This is a genomic window from Microcoleus sp. S36b_A4 (genome assembly GCF_036700645.1).
Lineage (GTDB): Bacteria > Cyanobacteriota > Cyanobacteriia > Cyanobacteriales > Microcoleaceae > Microcoleus.
Genome location: NZ_JAUBPI010000069.1, coordinates 1 through 18,698, shown reverse-complemented (window position 1 = coordinate 18,698; position 18,698 = coordinate 1). Strand labels below are relative to the sequence as shown.

The window sequence follows — 18,698 nt, the reverse complement described above, 5'->3', positions numbered from 1 at the left end:
CCGAAAAAAAAAACCCCAAACCAGAATTGGTCGGGAGTTAATTAATCAGGGTGCATCTACCAATTAAGCTTCCTGAGAATTCCAGCCCCATCCGGACAACTTCAAACTTTATTCAGCATCACCGTCGATACCGAAAAAAAAAACCCCAAACCAGAATTGGTCGGGAGTTAATTAATCAGGGTGCATCTACCAATTAAGCTTCCTGAGAATTCCAGCCCCATCCGGACAACCTCAAATTTTATTCAGCATCACCGTCGATACCGCAAAAAAAACCCCAAACCAAAATTGGTCGGGAGTTAATTAATCAGGGTGCATCTACTAATTTAATCTCCCGCCTCACAGCACCTCTTTCAGGACAGTTTGGCAGAATTTGGAAGAATTTCTGGCGAGGGCGGGCGATCGCCAAAAAAAAACCCGACCAAAATTGGTCGGGATTTATTTAATCAGGGTGCATCTACTAATTTAGTCTCCGGTAAGGCAGCACCTGTTTCAGGACAGTTTGGCAGAATTTTGGAGAATGTGTGGCTAAAGGTGCGATCGCAAAAAAAAACCGGCCAAAATTGGTCGGGAGTTAATTAATCAGGGTGCATCTACCAATTAAGCTTCCTGAGAATTCCAGCCCCATCCGGACACTTACCACTAAAACTCACAACTCTTTTCGGTGAACCAGAGTTGCACTCGCTTGGTCTGTCGGAACTAGCAAGATTTCGCTAATATTGACGTGGGGCGATCGCGTCGTGCAAAAATACACGACATCGGCTACATCGTCAGCAGTCAGCGGTGTCAATCCTTGATAGACATTTTTTGCTTTTTCTGCATCGCCGTGAAACCGGACATTGCTAAATTCTGTTTCCACCAAACCGGGCTCTATTTCCGTCACTCGGACAGGTGTTCCCAAAAGGTCTTGTTTCAACCCTTCAGAAATAGCTCTCACTGCTGCTTTGGAAGCGCAATAAACATTACCTTTCGGATAAGCTTGGCGGCCTGCTATTGAGCCGATATTCACTACGTGGCCGCGGTCTCGGCTTACCATTCCCGGCACGATCGCGCGAGTCATGTAAAGCAAGCCTTTAACATTGGTATCAATCATTTCTTCCCAATCTTGGAAGTTGCCTTCGTGCAGTTTGTCTAAACCACGGCTCAATCCCGCATTGTTAATCAGAATATCGATGCTTTTCCAGGCATCGGGAAGCGCAGTTATCGCCGATTCGACTTGCGTGCGATCGCGCACGTCCAATTCTAGCAAATAAATCTCGTTCGCCGATGCAATCGATTTTGTTTCTACAAGTTCGTTTGCCAGTAGATCGAGCTTTTCAAGACGGCGGGCTGCTAAAATTAGTTTGGCTCCACCTTTGGCGAATATCTTGGCACAGGCAGCTCCGATACCGCTACTCGCACCTGTAATGAAAACAATTTGGTTTTGGATAGAAATCATTTTTTGTCAGTTGTTAGTTGACTGTTGACTGTCATTGGTTATTTGTTAGTTTGGTTATTTGTTAGTTGTTATTTGCTATAGCCTTTCTCGCTATAGTGAGGTATAGCCTTTCTCAGTAACATGAGGTACCCGACGGGCATAGGGCATAGGCCTCCGTGGGCATACCTCACCACGCTTGAGAACCGCTATATGTTTAATTCCTTGAATGAGATTTTTTTTATCTTCAAATATGTACCTCGTGTGACTAATAACCGCTATACCATTTACCACTTACTAATCACCAATCATCAATCACCCATTACCCATGCCCCATGCCCCATGCCCATAACACCTATTTTATTATTTGACAACCCGCAATCGCACACTAACTGTTGCAATTCCACCTTGTCGCATCAAAACTGCTGAAACCCACCGATTTTGGGGCGTAGCCGGAGCTTTACCTACTTTAAAAATTCCCCCGGAATTTAGCAACTCCAGCTCAACTTCTGAGGGATTAAAAAAGGTTTTTTCGGTAATGGGTTCCTCCAAAACAGTCCCTATTAAAATATCATCGCCGATCGGCTCTCGCACAATGGCATCAAAATGGTACTCTTCGCCCACCTTAACTTGCTCCGGCAAATTCACTTGAATTGTGGGAGGACTTTGGCCAGAAGTAAGCTGAGTTTGTTCTGCTAAAATCTCTTGACTAACTATTTTTTCACTTTCAAAGCGCTGTTGGGAACGGATGGTAGCTTTGAGAGTTAATTCTCTGCCATCCTTTTTTTGAGTGCCGGCAATTGTAGTTATGGTTTCTGCAATAATCGCGCTACCTTCGGTTTTCCAAGATTTGATCTCGGTGCGGTAATTTAAACTCGGATATCGCTCCCAGAGTTCGGTGAGAGCTTTGGCCATGCTTTGGCTGTTTAAGCCGTCAGAATGAGTGAAATTCGGGCTGTAAAATGCCATGACTGCTTTGACATCGCGCCGGTTGGCCGCTGCGTCAATTTCTGTTAGCACTTTTGTGAGTGGCGCAGGGGCATTTGCAGGGGTTTGGGCGATCGTTTGGGGAGTCGCCGCGATCGCACTGATCGCTCTTGCCGCACTAGGATGCAGCACGCCAGCACTTGCCACTGTTAAACATAACAACATTGGAGCGATCGACTGCCCGCAGTTAAAGCCAAAAACGATCGCGCGTTGGCGCAGCCCTCGAAGAGGATCGGCTTTTTCGTTCCGACGGCTGGAAAAATACTGAGATACACTTGGCACTAAATTCAAAAAATTACGCATTAGGTGATAATTTGGTTATTTGTCAGGAGTCGTGGCGCGGGCAACTGTTCGCCTGCAACGAAAACTGACAACGGAAGGACGGACACGGCACAATCTACAATCTAATTTTAGATTGCTGATTGAAAATTAGCTGAAACTGCCGGAATAATAAGCATAATAATCTAAAACCTCAAATATAAAATCGATTGACCTGTGGAACTTGTACTTGTAAAAGAAACAAAAACCTTGACAAAATCCCCCCTCCGTTTGTTAGTTGCAGCTAGCGGCACTGGTGGACATTTATTTCCCGCGATCGCCACCGCTAGTCAGTTGAACGACTGTCAGATCGAATGGCTAGGAGTCCCAGACCGCATGGAAACCGAGTTAGTTTCATCCCTTTACCCCCTCCACACGATCGCCGTTGAAGGCTTTCAGCAGCGATTTGGACTAGGTACTGTGCGAATTTTGGGCGGACTCGCCGGTTCGATTCTTCAAGTGCGGAAGTTGCTCAAAGCGGGAAATTTTCAGGGAGTGTTTACTACTGGCGGTTACATCGCGGCACCGGCAATTCTGGCGGCCCGTTCTTTGGGTTTGCCGGTGATTCTCCACGAATCTAATGCCATTCCGGGGAAGGTGACGCGCTGGTTTAGTCCTTTGTGCACTGCTGTGGCGATCGGATTTGAAGCAGCAGCCCAGCATTTACCCCGCGCCAAAACCGTTGTTGCTGGTACACCGGTGCGATCGCAATTCCTCGCCCCCCAACCTCTAAATTTGCCAATTCCTGACAATGTACCTGTAATTTTAGTCATGGGCGGCTCTCAAGGTGCTGTCGCCGTCAATAAGTTAGTGCGCGAGTGTGCTCCGGCTTGGTTTGATGCCGGTGCTTGGGTAGTTCACCTCACCGGAAATAATGACCCGGATGCTGAGAGTTTGAAACACGAGCAATATTTGTCGATGCCATTTTACGACAATGTGGCGAGTTTGTTGCAGCGAGCAAATTTAGCAATTAGTCGATCGGGCGCGAGTGCTCTGACAGAATTAGCAGTGACGGGCGTACCTTCTATTTTAATTCCTTTTCCTCACGCCGCTGACGACCACCAAAGATTTAATGCGGAAGTATTTGCTAAAGCCGGCGCCGCCGTGGTATTCCGTCAATGCGAACTGACAGCAGATGTGTTGCAAAGCAAAGTGTTGTATTTGTTAAGAGATTCCGAATATTTGGAAAAAATGTCTAAAGCTGCTGCTCAATTAGCGGTGACAGACAGTACAGAACGTTTGGCTAATTTGGTCAGGGAATTGGTAGTACGGTAGGGAGTGTTAAAGTAAATAGGCGATTCCCTTCGGGATAGCTTCGCTTAACGAGAATTTGTAATAAGGAGAAAGTCAAATGGCATACAGTGACTTTAATTTAGACAGAGTTTTGAAAACCTTTGACTTAGCTTATTCTGAAATAGTGGAAATCTTCACTCCTGCCCCCGAGTTAGAGTATAGCAGATTACTGACAGAAACTTTGCAAGAAAATCTGCCTGTAGCTCTCGGTAGCAATACAGAAAAATCGCGTTCGGAACTGATTATCGCGCCGATTTTAATGGAAGTGAGAAAACTTTTGCACCATCGCGTGAGCTTATTTTCTGGCATTGATTTTACTGTAGATGCTGAAAGAGGGCTGAATGGGAATTGTGATTTTTTGATAAGTCGATCGCCAGAATTGTTGATTGTAAAAGCCCCAGTCATTGCTATTGTAGAGGCTAAAAAGGAAAACATTAATTCGGGATTGGGACAGTGCATAGCTGAAATGCTAGCAGCTAAAATCTTCAACCAGCGCGAAGGTAATGAGATTACCACAATTTATGGGGCTGTCACTACAGGAGATAGGTGGAAATTCTTAAAACTCGAAGGACAAGCGGTTTTTGTTGAGACAACCGAAACTTTGCTTACCAATTTGGGTAAAATTTTGGGAATTTTAGCATTGGGAATGGACGATCGCGCGCTTAATCCCTAATTATCACCAATATTCAACTTAACAAAGTTAACTACTGATTCTAATCCTTCCTTTGTCTTCAAGTTAGTAAAAACAAAAGGTTTCTCCCCCCGCATTTTTTTCGCATCCCGTTCCATCACTCCCAAATCTGCTCCCACAAAAGGGGCGAGGTCTGTTTTATTAATGACCAACATATCAGATTTAGTAATTCCTGGCCCGCCTTTTCGTGGGATTTTATCGCCCGCAGCCACATCAATTACATAAATTGTTAAATCTACTAACTCCGGGCTAAAAGTTGCCGCCAAGTTATCGCCGCCGCTTTCTACAAACACTAAATCTAAATCAGTGAATTTGTGTTCTAACTCTTCTATAGCTACTAAGTTAATGGAAGCATCTTCGCGGATGGCTGTGTGGGGACAGCCTCCCGTTTCTACGCCCAAAATTCGATCGCTCTCTAAAGCTTGACTCCGAACCAAAAACTGGGCATCTTCCTGAGTATAGATATCATTGGTAACTACAGCAATCTGGTAGTGCTGTCGCAGTGACTTGCACAAAGCATCCAGTAAAGCTGTTTTCCCCGAACCAACCGGCCCAGCAATTCCTACACGAAAAGCACCCATAGCGATTTTAGATTTTAGATTTTAGATTTTAGATTTTCAACTGCGAAACAACCGAGTGTACTGAGTTTCGTGCGCCATGCTAGCCAGTCCTAATCCCCAACTGCAACTGCCAAGCTCATCATCTTCTAATTTTAAAACTTCTTGCGCCGTACAGCTAATTTGAGACTGCAAATCTAACAGTAACTGTTGACCGGCTGTTTGACCGAGGGGAATCAGTTTCACGCCCGCACTCGCCAAATTTGCAGCCCAACTGTACAAATATCCTAACACGGCCGCTTCCTCCTCAATCTGCCAGTTGGCGGCGGCAATGCCAAAGCCGATCGCAAAATTGCACGGATTGCCACCAAATTCCACCAAATCTTTTACACTTGTTGTTAACCTAGAAGCAACGGGCGATTCCCTGCGGGATAGCTTCGCTTCACGCAAATCCAGCAGCAACCTGACCAAAGTCCGCCCCATTTGCCAACTTTGCAAGCGCAACTCTTCCGTTTCCTTTGCAGCAGTCGCCCAAGCATTCCAGTAATTCAAAGCCGTCACATCCCCCATTTGTGCCGCCCTCAAAGCCCTTACCACCACCGCGGCTTCTACTCGAACAGCCCCGAATTGCAGCGAATTTTCTAACCAATTCCTCAAAGTAATCTCGCTGTCGATCGCACCGGTTTCTACCAGACTTTCGATTCCCTCAGAATAACTATAAGCTCCCACAGGTGCAAAAGCTAACTGCAACAAAGATAAAAGTTGATTGTTCACTGTTGACTGTTGACTGTTGACTGTTGACTGTTGACTGTTGACTTCTTGCTTCTTCAATAGCCGAAAGCAATTTAGTCATAAGCCCTCGGATTCATCGGTGGGAGTAAATCTAAAATCTAAAATCTAAAATCTAAAATCTAATGGCTGTGTCCATAAGCGCCCATTTCCGGCTGAAACGGCACAATTTCCTCTGTTACTTCCAAACCCATTTTTTCTAGCATTCCCTGCAACACAGAGTCGGGGGAAAGTCTTAAATAATTATCGGCAATTTCTAAAGCTACGTGACGGTTTCCTAAATGATAAGCCGCCCGCATCAGTAGCAGGGGACTTGATGCCCGCACTGTCAGCACCAGTTCGGGTTTTGCATTTACCAGTACCAAACAGCTACCGTCTTCCGACTGCAATAAATCTCGATCGCGCAATACTGTACCTCTGGGCAAATTCAGGTGCAGCTTTTGCCCCGTCTCTGTCTCGAATCTGTGGCGGCTGCGAGTGCGATCGTCCGCTGTCATGGGTAAAGTAAAGCTGACAACAGCATCCGGATTTGCAGGCAAATGTTTGGTGAAAGTTAGCATTTTTATATTCTATTCCTCAGAGCAATTCACTTGACATTTAGTTTTTGAGGAATATCTTTTTTATAGCCAAAGGAATAAGGAAGACTGAAGTTCCACTCTTGAGCTCATATTTCAGAAATTAAAAACGTCTTAATCGTGTTGGCGATCGCTATATCTCATTGCGATTTACAGCCAGTTGAAAAATATTCATCTCTCTGACCGCTCCCGTTCTGGCTTTATTACCAAATTTATGTTATTTTGTCAAGCACTTGATCGCAGGCGATCGCTTTTTTTTCAAAAAATTTTGCCTATCGTCTAGGAACTCGAACAATTTAAATCTCCAATATATTGTTGGGGGGAGTTCGCGGTTAGGCATCCTGCCTGCCCTGAACAAGCTTTTATGGAGAAGTCTAATAGAACGGGAGAGGAAGAAAGACTCAAATCCTCAAGCTTATTGATTGCCCGCTTGTTGCAGTCGCAGGAGCTCGGCTTGAATTCGCTGTTTGACTGCCGGATCAGCTTGCTGGAGCAAAGTGAGCTGGTTGAAGCGACTAACTGTCAAACCATAGGTTTCGATAGCTTTTTTAGCTTGTTGGCAATAATTCACTGCAATGCCACGAAAATTTCCAGACAGCCTATTAATTTCCTGAGTTTCGTTGCACACTACTCTGGGAACCGAACCCCCAGCCATTTTTTTAATTTCGTTATAAGCTTCCACCCGTCTGGGTTCTATTGCCAACACAGCACGAGCGTAGCTAGTAATTTCCTCGCTGGTAATATCTTGAGCTTGGGCTGCTGATCCGAAAACAAGGTTTGGAGATTGTCCATACAAACCAGGCGCCCATCCGCTAGCTAAAGCTGCTGCTGACAAGATGCCAAGCAACAGCGATTGTCGCAGCATCCGGTTTATGCCAAATTTAGAGGTGTTTATTGAGGTGTTCATGGTCGTCGGTGATTGATTGCGTGTAGATAAAAATGACACAGCGCTTGGAGGCTCAATCTTTTTGAATAATGTGGTGGGTAAAAAGTTCCTGCCGTTGGTGACTATTTTCAATTCCAGCAGGATGGTTGGGGATGTGCTAGGACGATCGACTTTTTAGCAAATTCAATAATTTCATTCATTATAACATCGGTCGGAAGTTGACAAAATTCAAACTTTAGATAGTAATTTTAATTACAGAGCATTCCCGAATTGCCTCTCCCAATAATTCTCAAAGCGCAAATATTAAATAATTATAAAAATTATTGACAAATTACTTGCCTTAATTAGTCTCATCAAGGTAGGCGGTAGCAAAGCTATCTGTTTCCCCGCAAGGGTTCCCGTTCCTCATAGGGGTTCCCGTAGGGTAGGGTAGGGAAGCGCCTGGAAGGCTAGGTCAAATTTAGCAGCAATCGCACTCATCAATTGCGGCGAAGATTTATTTAATGTTAAGCGGTGGTGCATTTGTCGATCGAGAAAATCCCCCACTGGTTGGGCTGCTGATGAAGCCAAAGCCGGAACAAAAATCATGTTTCACTACCCGAAGATAGAGACAGCAACAGGGCACTAGACATTAAAATCTTGTTATCAAAATGCGCGCTATCTGTTTTTGGCAGTCAACGCCCAGGCCTTCGATTCCAGTTCTCGCTTCCTCCAGTTTGGTGCTGTGAAAACTTGTCTGGGATTTACCCAGAAACCTGGGTTTTCTACGAAATAAAATCGTTACAGCCACCACCAAGAGCAGACAAACCCGGAAAGCTGGAATTTTTGGGCCTCAGCTTTATTGTCATCTCCATCGCAGATCGCAAATTTTGGCAAGCATTATCGCAGCAATTTAACAATTATTAATTACCCATTGCCCATGAAAAGTCAAAAAGAAATTTGGCGAGTTATTCTTGCAGTAGCTATCAGTATTGTAGGTGTGCTGCACTTTGCAGTACCCGCACCTTTTATCAGAATTGTGCCGCCCCAGCTTCCTTACCCGGAAGCCTTGGTTTATATCAGCGGTTTTTTCGAGATTTTGGGCGGAATTGGGCTATTAGTTCCTCCAGTGAGCAGGGCGGCGGCGTGGGGATTAATTGCCTTGTTTATTGCCGTGTTTCCAGCTAATATCAATCAAGCCGTCAACAACATTCCGATAGAAGGGATTCCCCACAATCAATTACTGTACTGGTTGAGGCTGCCTTTTCAAGCTGTCTTCATTGCTTGGGCCTGGGTTTATACCCAACCAGACGAAGGTAAACCTCGGGCTTCTATAGTTCCAGATACAACAGAAAATGCCCGATGAAGCAGTTTGACTACCATGCGGATTTTAAGAACATCGACTTTCGACAGCACCCGGAACTTTATCGGGTAGGCAAAGGAGAACAGGGAGTGCTGTTGGTTGAACCCTACAAAGGAGAAATTCTGCCTTTCTGGAGATTTAAGACTCCTGAAATTGCCAGGGAGTCCAGCAGCAAAATTTACTCCATGTTTTTAGAGTATCTCGATCGCGAAGATTTTGTGGGAGCCGACATGGCCCGCAAGTTCTTGCAGATGGGGTATACTCGATCGCGTCGCTACGCCAACCACAAAAGCGGTCGAAAATACCAGCAAAACCCTCAAAAGCTGAAGTCTGTTGCAGAGCAAACCGCAGCTAGAAAAGATATTTTGCCACTAGAAGCAGATCCGGTCAAAGCAGAATCCGCGGCCATTTTTCAAGAGAAATGGATGCTGGCCAAAATCAACGAGAAATATCTCGAGCTTTTAGCCAGACACCGGCAGATGTACGAATCTTAGTTAGTCAACGCTGAGGATTGACATAAAGTTACAAAAACTCAGGACTTACACTTTAGCCCTGTCGGCAGCAGTGTAGGTGTGCTTGCCTATCGGGACCGCATCTATTTGCTTGGCCCTACTATTTACTCATCCTCTTCTTCCGCCTGCCACTGTCGCCAAATTTCAAAGGCATTAAATCCCCTGTATTGCAGGTAATTCAAGACTTTGCCCTTGGTTTTCGGATCGGTTTTACCCCAAGCATCTATCTTGTATTTCCGCATGACTTTGGCTTTTAATTCGGCCAGTTTTTCTGCTTCGGAGTCCTGATTTTCGGCAATTTCTTCTTCCCAGACTTGCTCGAACAAATCGTTGGTAATTCCTTTTTGCAGGCACTTGCGCTTGATGGCCGACTTCCCGTATTTGCCTGCACCAGAGGCGATCGAGTTTGCCACCAAGCGAGTGTCGGACTGATAGCCGTGGTCTTGAATTTGCGCGATCGCCTCCAATATTTCCTCATTGCCAAAACCTTTCTCTTGCCCCTTTTTGCGAAGTTCAGAGGCACTGTAGTCTTTGCGAGACAAGAGAAAATATAAATAGTCAAGACAGCTCATCAGTTCAATCGAAGGGTGGCGCGCAAATAGTCGTATAGCGAATGCCTAATCCAGTCGCCTTGCTATCGGCTGACTGCATCGCGTGAAGCGAAGCTATCCCGCAGGGAATCGCCTTTATTCTTCTGTATCCTCCTCTTCATCATCCAATTCCACATCCGGTCTGTCCACATCGATCTGAATCAAGCGAATGTGCTTGTATCCGAGCTTAATTTCAAACTCGTCTCCCGGCTTTAATCCCATTTCTTGGGTATAATTTGCTCCGATCACGATCGAACCATTCTTGTGAACGCTAGCTCGATAACTCGCTTCTCGCCCGCGTCCGTCTGCTTTAGACTTCTCTAGCTCAATGCCCTTAGCAGCTAACACTGCATCGTAAAACTCAGCCAGATTAATCCGGGTTTCTCCACTTTTGCTGACTGTGAAGTAGCCGCAAAGCTTCGCAAGTTCTCTGCGCGGCAAATCACTGCCTTTGATTTTTTGAAGCAGACCTTTTCCTGTTAAGGGTGCTGTAGCTGTTTCTGCCATTGACCGTACCTCGCTTATTGGACTTTACTTATATCAATTACAACACATTAGATTAACTTTGTTTCACTGTCAATACTAAGAATTCTGAATATTAAGATTCTGGAGAAATTTCTGCGGTCTCAAGACCGGGGGTGCAAGTAAGGATGCTCGAAGGGCGATCAATTTGCTCCTCGCGGCCCAAATCCTTGTGTAAGGCTCTCTTGCGATCGCGCGGGGAATTTTTGTCGCAAATTAAATGTTTTACTTTTTTACAGTAAAGTCTGTTCCCTGCATTCACCAATCCCCGATTGTGTCTGCGGTCAAGGTCAAAATAAGACAGCCATGAATGGAAATACCTAGAACGCAGCCACTGTAAATCTGCCGAAAGCATTTACCAGCGCGGGGTTAACTTTTACCTCAACAAGACGAGGCAGCACTTGTTCTCGATGTCACTGCCAGCTACTTGTAAATTCTATTTTTCTGGCTGGAAATCCCCTCAAAACCCCAAATACCAACGAGCAATCTTCTATTAAGGTGTTGGGCATATAACTTCCACAGAACGCAGTCTGGGGAAGGCAATCCGGTAAAAATTGAAGGAAATTTCACCTCTTCGTTGAACAAGTTTAAGCTAAAACTCGACTCAATAGGCGCGGCGGCAGAAACATCGGGCAGCCACTAAGAGGGGGAATAGTTTTGATCGGGCGAGATTGCTTCGCGACTCTTAACACTTCGCCAGGAATCAGTAGATTTCTAGGGGGAACTGGCCGAAATCTTCCCCCTCCGGCCCCAAGCCAGAGAATTTGAGGTTATTTCCACAGGGGAATTGAAAAAGACCGAGTTTAATGCACAACAGCTTAAATGTTTGATGCACTACAAATTAGCAGCGGTTCCGACATGGAGTTTCGATGGAAATGTATTGGTTTCGAGTCGTGGCCTGTAAACTGCCATACTCTCAAAATTTATGCACGAACTGGAGGGGCGCGTCAATCGATTTTAGATTTGAGATTTTAGATTAAAGAATTGAAGCCTTGACGCCACGGATAAATTGGGGGACTCATTTATCGGATACAGGTTTTTTATTTCTGCACGGATGAATCACGTGGCGGGTATCCTGGATGCTGTCGGTCAAACTCACAGCCGCTTCCATAATTAATTATTGTGAAATATAGCAAGCGCGCTGACGGTGAGGACGTTCTTTATTGTGGCAACTCTGGCTTTTATTGTCTTGTGCCGAATGACGAATGCTCCTGCTGCCGAATCAGCCCGCTCAAAAACCCATACAACCCACCGACTCGTGTGGTGGAGAGATCACAATTTTAGAGTCTTGTTCAAGCTTCCAGATTCATCTGTGGAGTAAATCTAAAATCTCAAATCGTTCGACTCAGGGCTCAACCCGAAGTCTAAAATCTACAATCGACTGACAATTATATATCAAGCAGTCCCGGACTTACTCTCTCGACGAGAAACTCGGTTTCTTCCTCGATGCTTGGTTGGGCTGCTACTTATTTTCGGTAAAAACCGGCTTGATGAATGTAAGTCGGAGATTCGATCGAGCAGTATACTTGCGATCACTTTGCCAGCGGCGGCCGATCGCGAATGGCCAGCAAAAACCCCACCCAGTTTGGAGCCAGGCCAAGAGGGTCTCAATTAAGCATTGCAGTGGGCGATCGCTTTTAGTGACGTTGTTGCAGGTAATTTTGCGACAGGGGAGTTCGTACCGCCGGCAGTAACTCTTCTGGTTTCGGGCCTCGCTGGTTCGAGTACCGCCACCCAAAAAAGCCAGCACTCAAAGCAACGGATAACAAGCAAAGCATTAGGGTGACAAATTTTTTCGATCCCGGTTTTGTTAACGGTTTCTGAGTCGGTGCTGCGGCGCGAGTTGCTTGGATCACTGAACACTCAGAATTAGGAATAGAGGACGGCAAAGCCGTCGGTGAGTTCGGTGAATTAGTAGCATCGGCTCGATCTTTCTGGTGAACCCAATCCCTGCGATCTTTTAATTGGTCGGGAAAGTATTCCCAGACTTCGCCGTCAGAATTGTCTGACTCATGCGATCGATTGGCTGGGATTGGGGGGTATTGGGCGATCGCCGAAACCGAAGATGGGGCCTTCCATTCAGTACCCGCGAGCACCGGTTGCGTTCCCGGCGCGATTATGTGCACCATAGAACCTGATGTCGCACTGTGGGCTGGGGCGCCGGTCAAATAGCCGTCAAAGTCCGGGTGCTGGTAGAGAATCGGCAAAGCCCAGTATAGCTGGTGAGAACCGTAGGCAGAAATTAGCCCAGCTCTGGCCCGGCTCAGGCTGAGATCGACTGGATAACCTTGATTAAGGTTGCGGTAAAACAACCGCGTCAGAGTTAGGGCTACATCGTCGGGGATGCTTTCTGCCATTGCTAGCACTGCCGGAATGCCCCGCTTCACTAGAGCTTCGGTTAAGTTCCGTTCCGGGCTGTCGTCCGCGAGGTCTGAGGGGTCGCCGTAGGCGCCGCGGCAGGAGTTGAAGACGGCCATCTGAATACCGTTGTTCACGAGCAATCCAGCTAAGTCGTCGCCACTCAAGGTTTCGGTTAAGCCGGTGCGGCTGCTGACTAGGTAGAGTTCGCCACCTCTGGAACCTAAGTTGCTATGGCCTGCGTAGTGCAGGACTTGGTAGTGTCCTTGTTCTAGGGCTTGGGTAAGTTGTTCTCGATCGGGCTGTTCGAGAATAGTCAGTTGAATTTCCGGGCAATGGGGGCTGTTTTTGAGAGGATGACCGGTGCGGTTTTGGAGTTCTTGCTGCAAATGGAGCACTTCTCGCTTGAGCTGCAAGCTGTCTCGATCGCTCGGAGATGCGATCGCCATTAAAATTTTTAGTGGCCCGCCACTAGGCAGTATCCGGGTTTGTTTGAACAAACTTGTACCTGGTTGGTAGCGAGAAAACACGACATCTGTGCCGGTTGCCAAAGGGCGATCGCCGGCGTGCAGAACTTCCCACGGCAGTCGTGGCAAGCGTCGGCCTTTGAGTCCGAGTCGCAGTTGCAGCACTTCTCGGCGGTGCTGGGCGATGCCTTGAGCGCAAGTCCAGCTATCGCGCAAGTTTCCTTGAAACAGCCCGCTGTATAATTGTTGCCCCAGGGCTACTAAATTCGGCGCTGAGTTGTTTCCCGAACGGGAGAGGCCGCGACCCGCAAAACTGCTTCCCTGTACTGCTTTTCCTTGGAGCAAGCCCACCAGCGGGTCGTTCATCAGTTGAGAAGATAGTGCAAGCCATTCATTGATCGGCCAGCGGACTTGTTGTTCGGCTAAGGGTACACCGGGTGCAACCCTTTCTGTCCGCACTAGATATTCGTCGTCCCCAACGGGAGTGACTGAGAGTTGAAATTCCTGGCTCACGGATTTAGCGCCCTCCCGCCTTAATTCTGAATTTGCCTGCGTTTTTGCGGCTAGCAATAGCGAACGGCAAAATAATTTTTACTCTTTGAATCAAAGTTTCTGAATGCGCTTCCCCCGATCGGGCGATCGCTGAGGTCATATATATTTGTTCAAACACTTTGAGGATATAAAAGTTGTACTTTAATAACAGTTTATTAGTTTTGATTGCCCTGTGCCTCGGTGAAAGCCGAATTTTCTCCAATCTTGCTATCTTTAACATTTTGCACCTCTACCACAGACCCCTTTAGATTCGTCGTGAACTTGAGTTTCTCATTGCTGAGTAAAGTTAAATTGGAGGCACTTTACCAGGCGGATCTCTAGTTCTTATTAAAATTACTTCGGCTCTCGCCAACCGGTTTCAGGGCAATATCGCAGGGAAAGTTGAGTATTTTTTTTTTTTGGGCGATCGGTCGATCGGTCTTTACCGCTTATCCTCTACCACCAACCCCCGATGTGCAATCTTGATTTTGTGTCAATTAATTAATTGGTCAGCCCTGGGTTCTCATCCGTAAGCCCCCCGCCCTCATCCTTAAGACCTCAGTGGCGATCGGTAATTGATAGTTGACTATCGATAATTGCTCATAACTTATTGCTAATTTACCGCTTTTATGATATGGAAAACTTTTAATTTAACTCTCTTAATCTAGTTACAGTTAAGCAGCAAAAATAAACGTCAGCAGCCAAGAACTCTCAACAATACAATGGCAATCAAATTATTCCGGTACTCTCAAGCAACCATCATTTTTGGCATCTAGAGGATTACGCCTCATCAGGCCGGTTTCTCGGAAAATTATTGGATTTGGTAGCGAAGCTTACAAAACAACTGGGTTTCGCAGCCTCGCCGTGGGTCATTCTCGCTCAAAATGCCGATCAAGCTTGCAACTGTCACCAAAAACGAATTCTGCGCCTATATTACTTTTTGGCAAATTTTGCAACCTGTCTTGAGATAGATATATTTTGGCAGAACTCTTAGTTGAGCCGAAAAAAAAACTTTTTCTCAATTCGCGAGGTTTCCTCGAATCGAGAGAAAATTCTGCAACTAAAAATTAGAACAAATATTTGTCCGGGCGAATTATCTAAATTTCTAATTAATCATCGGGAACTAAAATTAGGAGGGTGCTGTCGTTTAGTGAAGAGATTCAAATCCTAGGTCAGGGAAGGATTTGTCAAAGCTGGGAGTGTTACCAAAGTTCAATACACCAGCCTAGATCGGAAAAAAAGCAAGGGTAAAATTTGGGGGATACAGGTTTTGGGGAGTTATTTAGGAGTTGTCAGTCGCGAGTTTAAATTCAGCTAATTCACTGTAGAAATTACGTAGAAAATCTACAATCAGGAGCCCTTCGGCGCAGCTTACTGTAGAAAATACCGAGAACATCTCAAATGCTCGGAGCTTCGGCGCAATAATTACAGTGTAGGTTGCGGATCAATTAATTTTGGTACGCAATTGCAGAATATAAAACTCGTAACACAGCGAAAAAAACCTTGCCGTTTAAGTGGCATCTATAATAGTAAAGATGAGGAAACCAGCTCCTCTAGCAGGCGAAAGCATGAAGTTAAAAAAAATCTTCTGCAGCCTCCTGTTTGCTGATAAATTGATTCAAAGAAGCTTACCATTTTTTGGGAAATATCAACGATGGACGACCTAATTTCGTTGGAAGAAGGACAGGGAACACTTTTTCCAGTTAAAAAAGATGAAACAGAAAATCCTGTCGAGGGTTTAGGCAACAACAGCCCTAAACTTTCCGATCAGGAGTTAGCCGATTTAATTAACCAAGCACTCGCCGAAAACACCGACGGCGTTACCACATTTCTGAATCAGTCTAACGGCGCATCCACAACAGGTGTGGGCGATGACGATGACTTAGATGATGATGACGATGACGATGACTTAGATGACTTAGATGATGACAACGATTTCCAGACCATCGGAGGTACTGATGACGATGGCTTAGATGATGATGATGACGGTGACTTAGATGACGATGACGATGACTTAGATGACTTAGATGACTTAGATGACTTAGATGATGACAACGATTTCCAGACCATCGGAGGTACTGATGACGATGACGATGACTTCGATGATGACAGCGGCATAGATCGCCGAACCGTCGTCGGTAGCGATGACGATGACCTCATTGTCGCCACCGGCGAGCAGCAAGAGATATACGGCAAACAAGGCGAGGACAAAATCAAAGGAAACCGTGGCAAAAAAAATAATATCTACGGCGGCAAAAATGACGATGATTGCGAGGGCGGTGATGACGACGATGAAGTAAGAGGCGATCTCGGCAGTGATACCGTCATGGGCGGCAAAGGCAAGGACACCCTTAACGGCGGTAAAGATAACGATACCGTGATGGGTGGCAGCGACGACGACCTCTGCGAAGGCGATGACGGCGATGACTTAATGCACGGCAACCAAGGAGATGATGACGTTGACGGCGGCGCCGGCAGCGATACCGTCTATGGCGGCAAAGGCGACGACGATTGTGAGGGCGGCGAAGGCAATGATGCCGTCAGGGGCGACACAGGCAAGGACAACGTTAGCGGCGGCACAGGCAACGATACGCTTAACGGCGGAAAAGATAACGATACCGTTAGCGGCGGTGTAGGCAGCGACGTTTGCAGTGGCGACGACGGCGACGACAGCGTTAGCGGTGGCACCGGTAACGATACCGTGAGCGGCGGTGGCGACAGCGACGTTTGCAGTGGCGACGACGGCGACGACAGCGTTAGCGGTGGCATCGGCGACGATAGCGTGATGGGCGGTGCCGGCAACGACGTTTGCAGTGGCGACGAGGGCGACGACAGCGTGATGGGCGGCGACGGCGACGACAGCGTGATGGGCGGTGCCGGCAACGATACCCTCGTTACTGGCGGCGGCAATGACATGGCAGACGGCGGCGACGGCGACGACAGCGTTAGTGGCGGCGGCGACGGCAACGATACGCTGATGGGCGGCGACGGCAACGATACGCTGATGGGCGGTACTGGCAACCATACCTGTATAGGCGGTGCTGGAGCTGACGTTTATGTCGTGAGTAACAGTAACTCTCAGGCAAGTGCAGTCATCACTGACTTCGAGGACGGCAGCGACAAGTTTCTGCTGTTTGGCGACTTGAACTTTAGCAGCTTGACCTTTATACAAATCGGTGTCAATACCGAAATTCGGGTCAATAACTTCGCCTTGGCGCTATTGTTGAATGTCAACGCAACGCTGATCACTGCGGCCGACTTTTTGGGAGTTAATCCTCAAACTCCAACTCCAACTCAACCTCAAACTCCAACTCCAAATCAACCTCAAACTCCGCCGATTTCTAACCCTCCGCAAGTGGTAGCTAATAACAGCCTGACTGCTGGTTCCAGCGGCGGCGAGCAAATTATTACTCCTGACTTGTTGAGTGTTGTCGATCCCGAGCAAGGTCCTGGTGGCACAGTCTACACGGTAACCGAGCTGCCCGATGCTACAACCGGCCAACTATTCTTTAAGGGAGTCGCCGTAACAGAACCCGGTTTTACCTTCTCTCAAGCAGACATTAACTCAGGCTTTGTAAGTTTCAAAGCGAAACTAGGTTATAAGGGTCCGGCTGGTTTTGGTTTTAAAGTTAGCAACGGCAAAAGAGATCTCATCAACCAGCGTTTTAGCTTCACTGTCGAGCAAAATCTCTTTAATTTTGCTGGCACTACAGCACCTCAAGTTATTGTCGGTTCTGCGACGCTGGATAACGACATCGAAGGCAGCGATGCTGGCGATGACATTACAGGGGGCAAAGGCAAGGACACAATTAAAGGTGGCAAAGGCAAGGACACAATTAAAGGCGGGGAGGGCGATGACGATATCGACAGTGGCGATGATGATGACTATATCGAAGTCGTCGGTAAAGGCAAACACAAAATAAAAGCAGGCAAAGGCAAGGACAAAGCCAAAGGCGGCGAAGGCAATGACGAGATAGACGGCGAAGATGACGATGACGATCTCGACGGTGGCATCGGCGATGACACAGTAATAGGCGGTGCTGGGAATGACCTATTAACAGGAAATGAGGGCAATGACACGATCGAAGGCGGCCTAGGAACCAATACTCTAATTGGTGGTGGTGGAAAGGATATCTTTCGTTACTTCAATTCCCGCCAAGAGGTTAAAACAGTTGTAGAAGCTGACTTTATTACTGACTTTAATGTCGATGACGATGTTTTAGAGTTCTCTAACGCAGCTTTTAGTCTCAACGCTTCTATCTTGACCAAAGTGGACATTACTGCTACTTCTACTGTTGGCTCGATCGGCGGCGCTAATTTTCTCGACTTCACCGCGGATATCACTGTTCGCAGCATCACGACTTTGCAAGCGCGGTTTACAGAGTTGGGCGGCAACGGAGACGTGCCTATTTTCTGTCAGTTTATAGATGCCGATACCGGCCGTTTGGTGCTGGTATATGGTGTTGGGGCGCGCTTTGAACTTGTGGCCAGTTTCTCGCTGGAGGTTCGCCTGACAGTCCAGAACTTTGTCTTCACGGGCCCGCCACTAAATATTCCTGTCGGTACTGCCGGCCCTGACAATTTCAATTTCGGCACTTTTCCCGTCCCAGTTAATTTCAATGCTTTAGCAGGCGATGACAACATTGTCGGCAGCAATTTTAACGATACCATCAACGGCGGCGACGGCAACGATACCATCACCGGCGGCCTCGGTTTGGATGTCCTAAGCGGTGGCAGTGGTGCGGATCTGTTTGTTTACAGGACAACTAAAGAAGGCGGCGACAAAATTTCCGACTTTACTGCTGGAACTGACAAATTCGAGTTTAGCGCGAGCGCTTTCGGCAATTTGACTACGACTAACTTTGACGG

The 18,698-nt window shown here is 46.9% G+C and carries 18 protein-coding genes; 6 read left to right on the top strand and 12 right to left on the bottom strand.

What is annotated here, in order from left to right; translation table 11 throughout:
* The first annotated feature begins 360 nt into the window (after nt 1–360).
* Nucleotides 361–579 (top strand): hypothetical protein, encoded by a 219-nt coding sequence (locus QUA03_RS20220; RefSeq protein ID WP_333214357.1) that lies wholly within the window; start codon nt 361–363, stop codon nt 577–579.
* 67 nt (nt 580–646) lie between these two features.
* Here QUA03_RS20220 and QUA03_RS20215 read toward each other — a convergent pair whose 3' ends face one another.
* The gene (locus QUA03_RS20215) at nt 647–1,435 is read right to left on the bottom strand and encodes an SDR family oxidoreductase (protein WP_333214356.1); all 789 of its coding nucleotides are present in this window, start codon (nt 1,433–1,435) and stop codon (nt 647–649) included.
* Nucleotides 1,436–1,774: 339 nt separating this feature from the next.
* Nucleotides 1,775–2,701 carry a nuclear transport factor 2 family protein gene (locus QUA03_RS20210; RefSeq protein ID WP_333214354.1) on the bottom strand — a complete coding sequence of 309 codons (927 nt, stop codon included), beginning with the start codon at nt 2,699–2,701 and terminating at the stop codon, nt 1,775–1,777.
* A gap of 192 nt (nt 2,702–2,893) precedes the next feature.
* On the opposite strand from QUA03_RS20210, the gene murG reads away from it, so the two are divergent.
* Nucleotides 2,894–3,991 (top strand): undecaprenyldiphospho-muramoylpentapeptide beta-N-acetylglucosaminyltransferase, encoded by a 1,098-nt coding sequence (murG, locus tag QUA03_RS20205; protein WP_445304791.1) that lies wholly within the window; start codon nt 2,894–2,896, stop codon nt 3,989–3,991.
* Between the two features lie 76 nt (nt 3,992–4,067).
* Nucleotides 4,068–4,682 carry a hypothetical protein gene (locus QUA03_RS20200; protein ID WP_333214353.1) on the top strand — a complete coding sequence of 205 codons (615 nt, stop codon included), beginning with the start codon at nt 4,068–4,070 and terminating at the stop codon, nt 4,680–4,682.
* Here QUA03_RS20200 and ureG read toward each other — a convergent pair.
* The 5 genes from ureG to QUA03_RS20175 all read right to left on the bottom strand — a co-directional run bounded on the left by ureG (nt 4,679) and on the right by QUA03_RS20175 (nt 8,095).
* Nucleotides 4,679–5,281, bottom strand: coding sequence for an urease accessory protein UreG (ureG, locus tag QUA03_RS20195; RefSeq protein WP_333214351.1), 603 nt, complete (start codon nt 5,279–5,281; stop codon nt 4,679–4,681). The genes QUA03_RS20200 and ureG overlap by 4 nt on opposite strands.
* A gap of 36 nt (nt 5,282–5,317) precedes the next feature.
* Nucleotides 5,318–6,031 carry an urease accessory protein UreF gene (locus QUA03_RS20190; protein ID WP_333214379.1) on the bottom strand — a complete coding sequence of 238 codons (714 nt, stop codon included), beginning with the start codon at nt 6,029–6,031 and terminating at the stop codon, nt 5,318–5,320.
* Nucleotides 6,032–6,168: 137 nt separating this feature from the next.
* Complete coding sequence (gene ureE, locus QUA03_RS20185; RefSeq protein ID WP_333214349.1) at nt 6,169–6,606, bottom strand: urease accessory protein UreE; 438 nt, start codon at nt 6,604–6,606, stop codon at nt 6,169–6,171.
* Between the two features lie 430 nt (nt 6,607–7,036).
* Nucleotides 7,037–7,528, bottom strand: a complete 492-nt coding sequence (locus QUA03_RS20180) for a DUF4168 domain-containing protein (protein ID WP_333214347.1) — start codon at nt 7,526–7,528, stop codon at nt 7,037–7,039.
* Nucleotides 7,529–7,912: 384 nt separating this feature from the next.
* Entirely contained in the window at nt 7,913–8,095 is a 183-nt protein-coding gene (locus tag QUA03_RS20175; protein ID WP_333214345.1) for a hypothetical protein, read from the bottom strand.
* Between the two features lie 331 nt (nt 8,096–8,426).
* On the opposite strand from QUA03_RS20175, the gene QUA03_RS20170 reads away from it, so the two are divergent.
* Together QUA03_RS20170 and QUA03_RS20165 are read left to right on the top strand one after the other, a co-directional pair.
* Nucleotides 8,427–8,852, top strand: coding sequence for a DoxX family protein (locus QUA03_RS20170; protein ID WP_333214343.1), 426 nt, complete (start codon nt 8,427–8,429; stop codon nt 8,850–8,852).
* The gene (locus QUA03_RS20165) at nt 8,849–9,343 is read left to right on the top strand and encodes a DUF4385 domain-containing protein (RefSeq protein ID WP_333214341.1); all 495 of its coding nucleotides are present in this window, start codon (nt 8,849–8,851) and stop codon (nt 9,341–9,343) included. Before QUA03_RS20170 ends, QUA03_RS20165 begins: the two co-directional genes overlap by 4 nt.
* A 122-nt stretch (nt 9,344–9,465) precedes the next feature.
* Here QUA03_RS20165 and QUA03_RS20160 read toward each other — a convergent pair whose 3' ends face one another.
* From QUA03_RS20160 to QUA03_RS20140, 5 genes are all read right to left on the bottom strand, one after another.
* Complete coding sequence (locus tag QUA03_RS20160; protein ID WP_333214340.1) at nt 9,466–9,933, bottom strand: regulatory protein RecX; 468 nt, start codon at nt 9,931–9,933, stop codon at nt 9,466–9,468.
* A 114-nt stretch (nt 9,934–10,047) separates the two neighbouring features.
* Nucleotides 10,048–10,458, bottom strand: a complete 411-nt coding sequence (locus tag QUA03_RS20155) for an AbrB family transcriptional regulator (RefSeq protein WP_015177612.1) — start codon at nt 10,456–10,458, stop codon at nt 10,048–10,050.
* Between the two features lie 91 nt (nt 10,459–10,549).
* The gene (locus tag QUA03_RS20150) at nt 10,550–10,828 is read right to left on the bottom strand and encodes a hypothetical protein (protein WP_333214338.1); all 279 of its coding nucleotides are present in this window, start codon (nt 10,826–10,828) and stop codon (nt 10,550–10,552) included.
* A gap of 1,282 nt (nt 10,829–12,110) precedes the next feature.
* Entirely contained in the window at nt 12,111–13,811 is a 1,701-nt protein-coding gene (locus QUA03_RS20145) for a CHAT domain-containing protein (protein ID WP_333214336.1), read from the bottom strand.
* A gap of 4 nt (nt 13,812–13,815) precedes the next feature.
* Nucleotides 13,816–14,070: a hypothetical protein gene (locus QUA03_RS20140; RefSeq protein WP_333214334.1), complete on the bottom strand. Its 255-nt coding sequence runs from the start codon at nt 14,068–14,070 to the stop codon at nt 13,816–13,818.
* Nucleotides 14,071–15,483: 1,413 nt separating this feature from the next.
* Here QUA03_RS20140 and QUA03_RS20135 point away from each other — a divergent pair.
* A partial coding sequence (locus tag QUA03_RS20135) for a cadherin-like domain-containing protein (RefSeq protein ID WP_333214332.1) occupies nt 15,484–18,698 on the top strand: 3,215 nt, incomplete at its 3' end.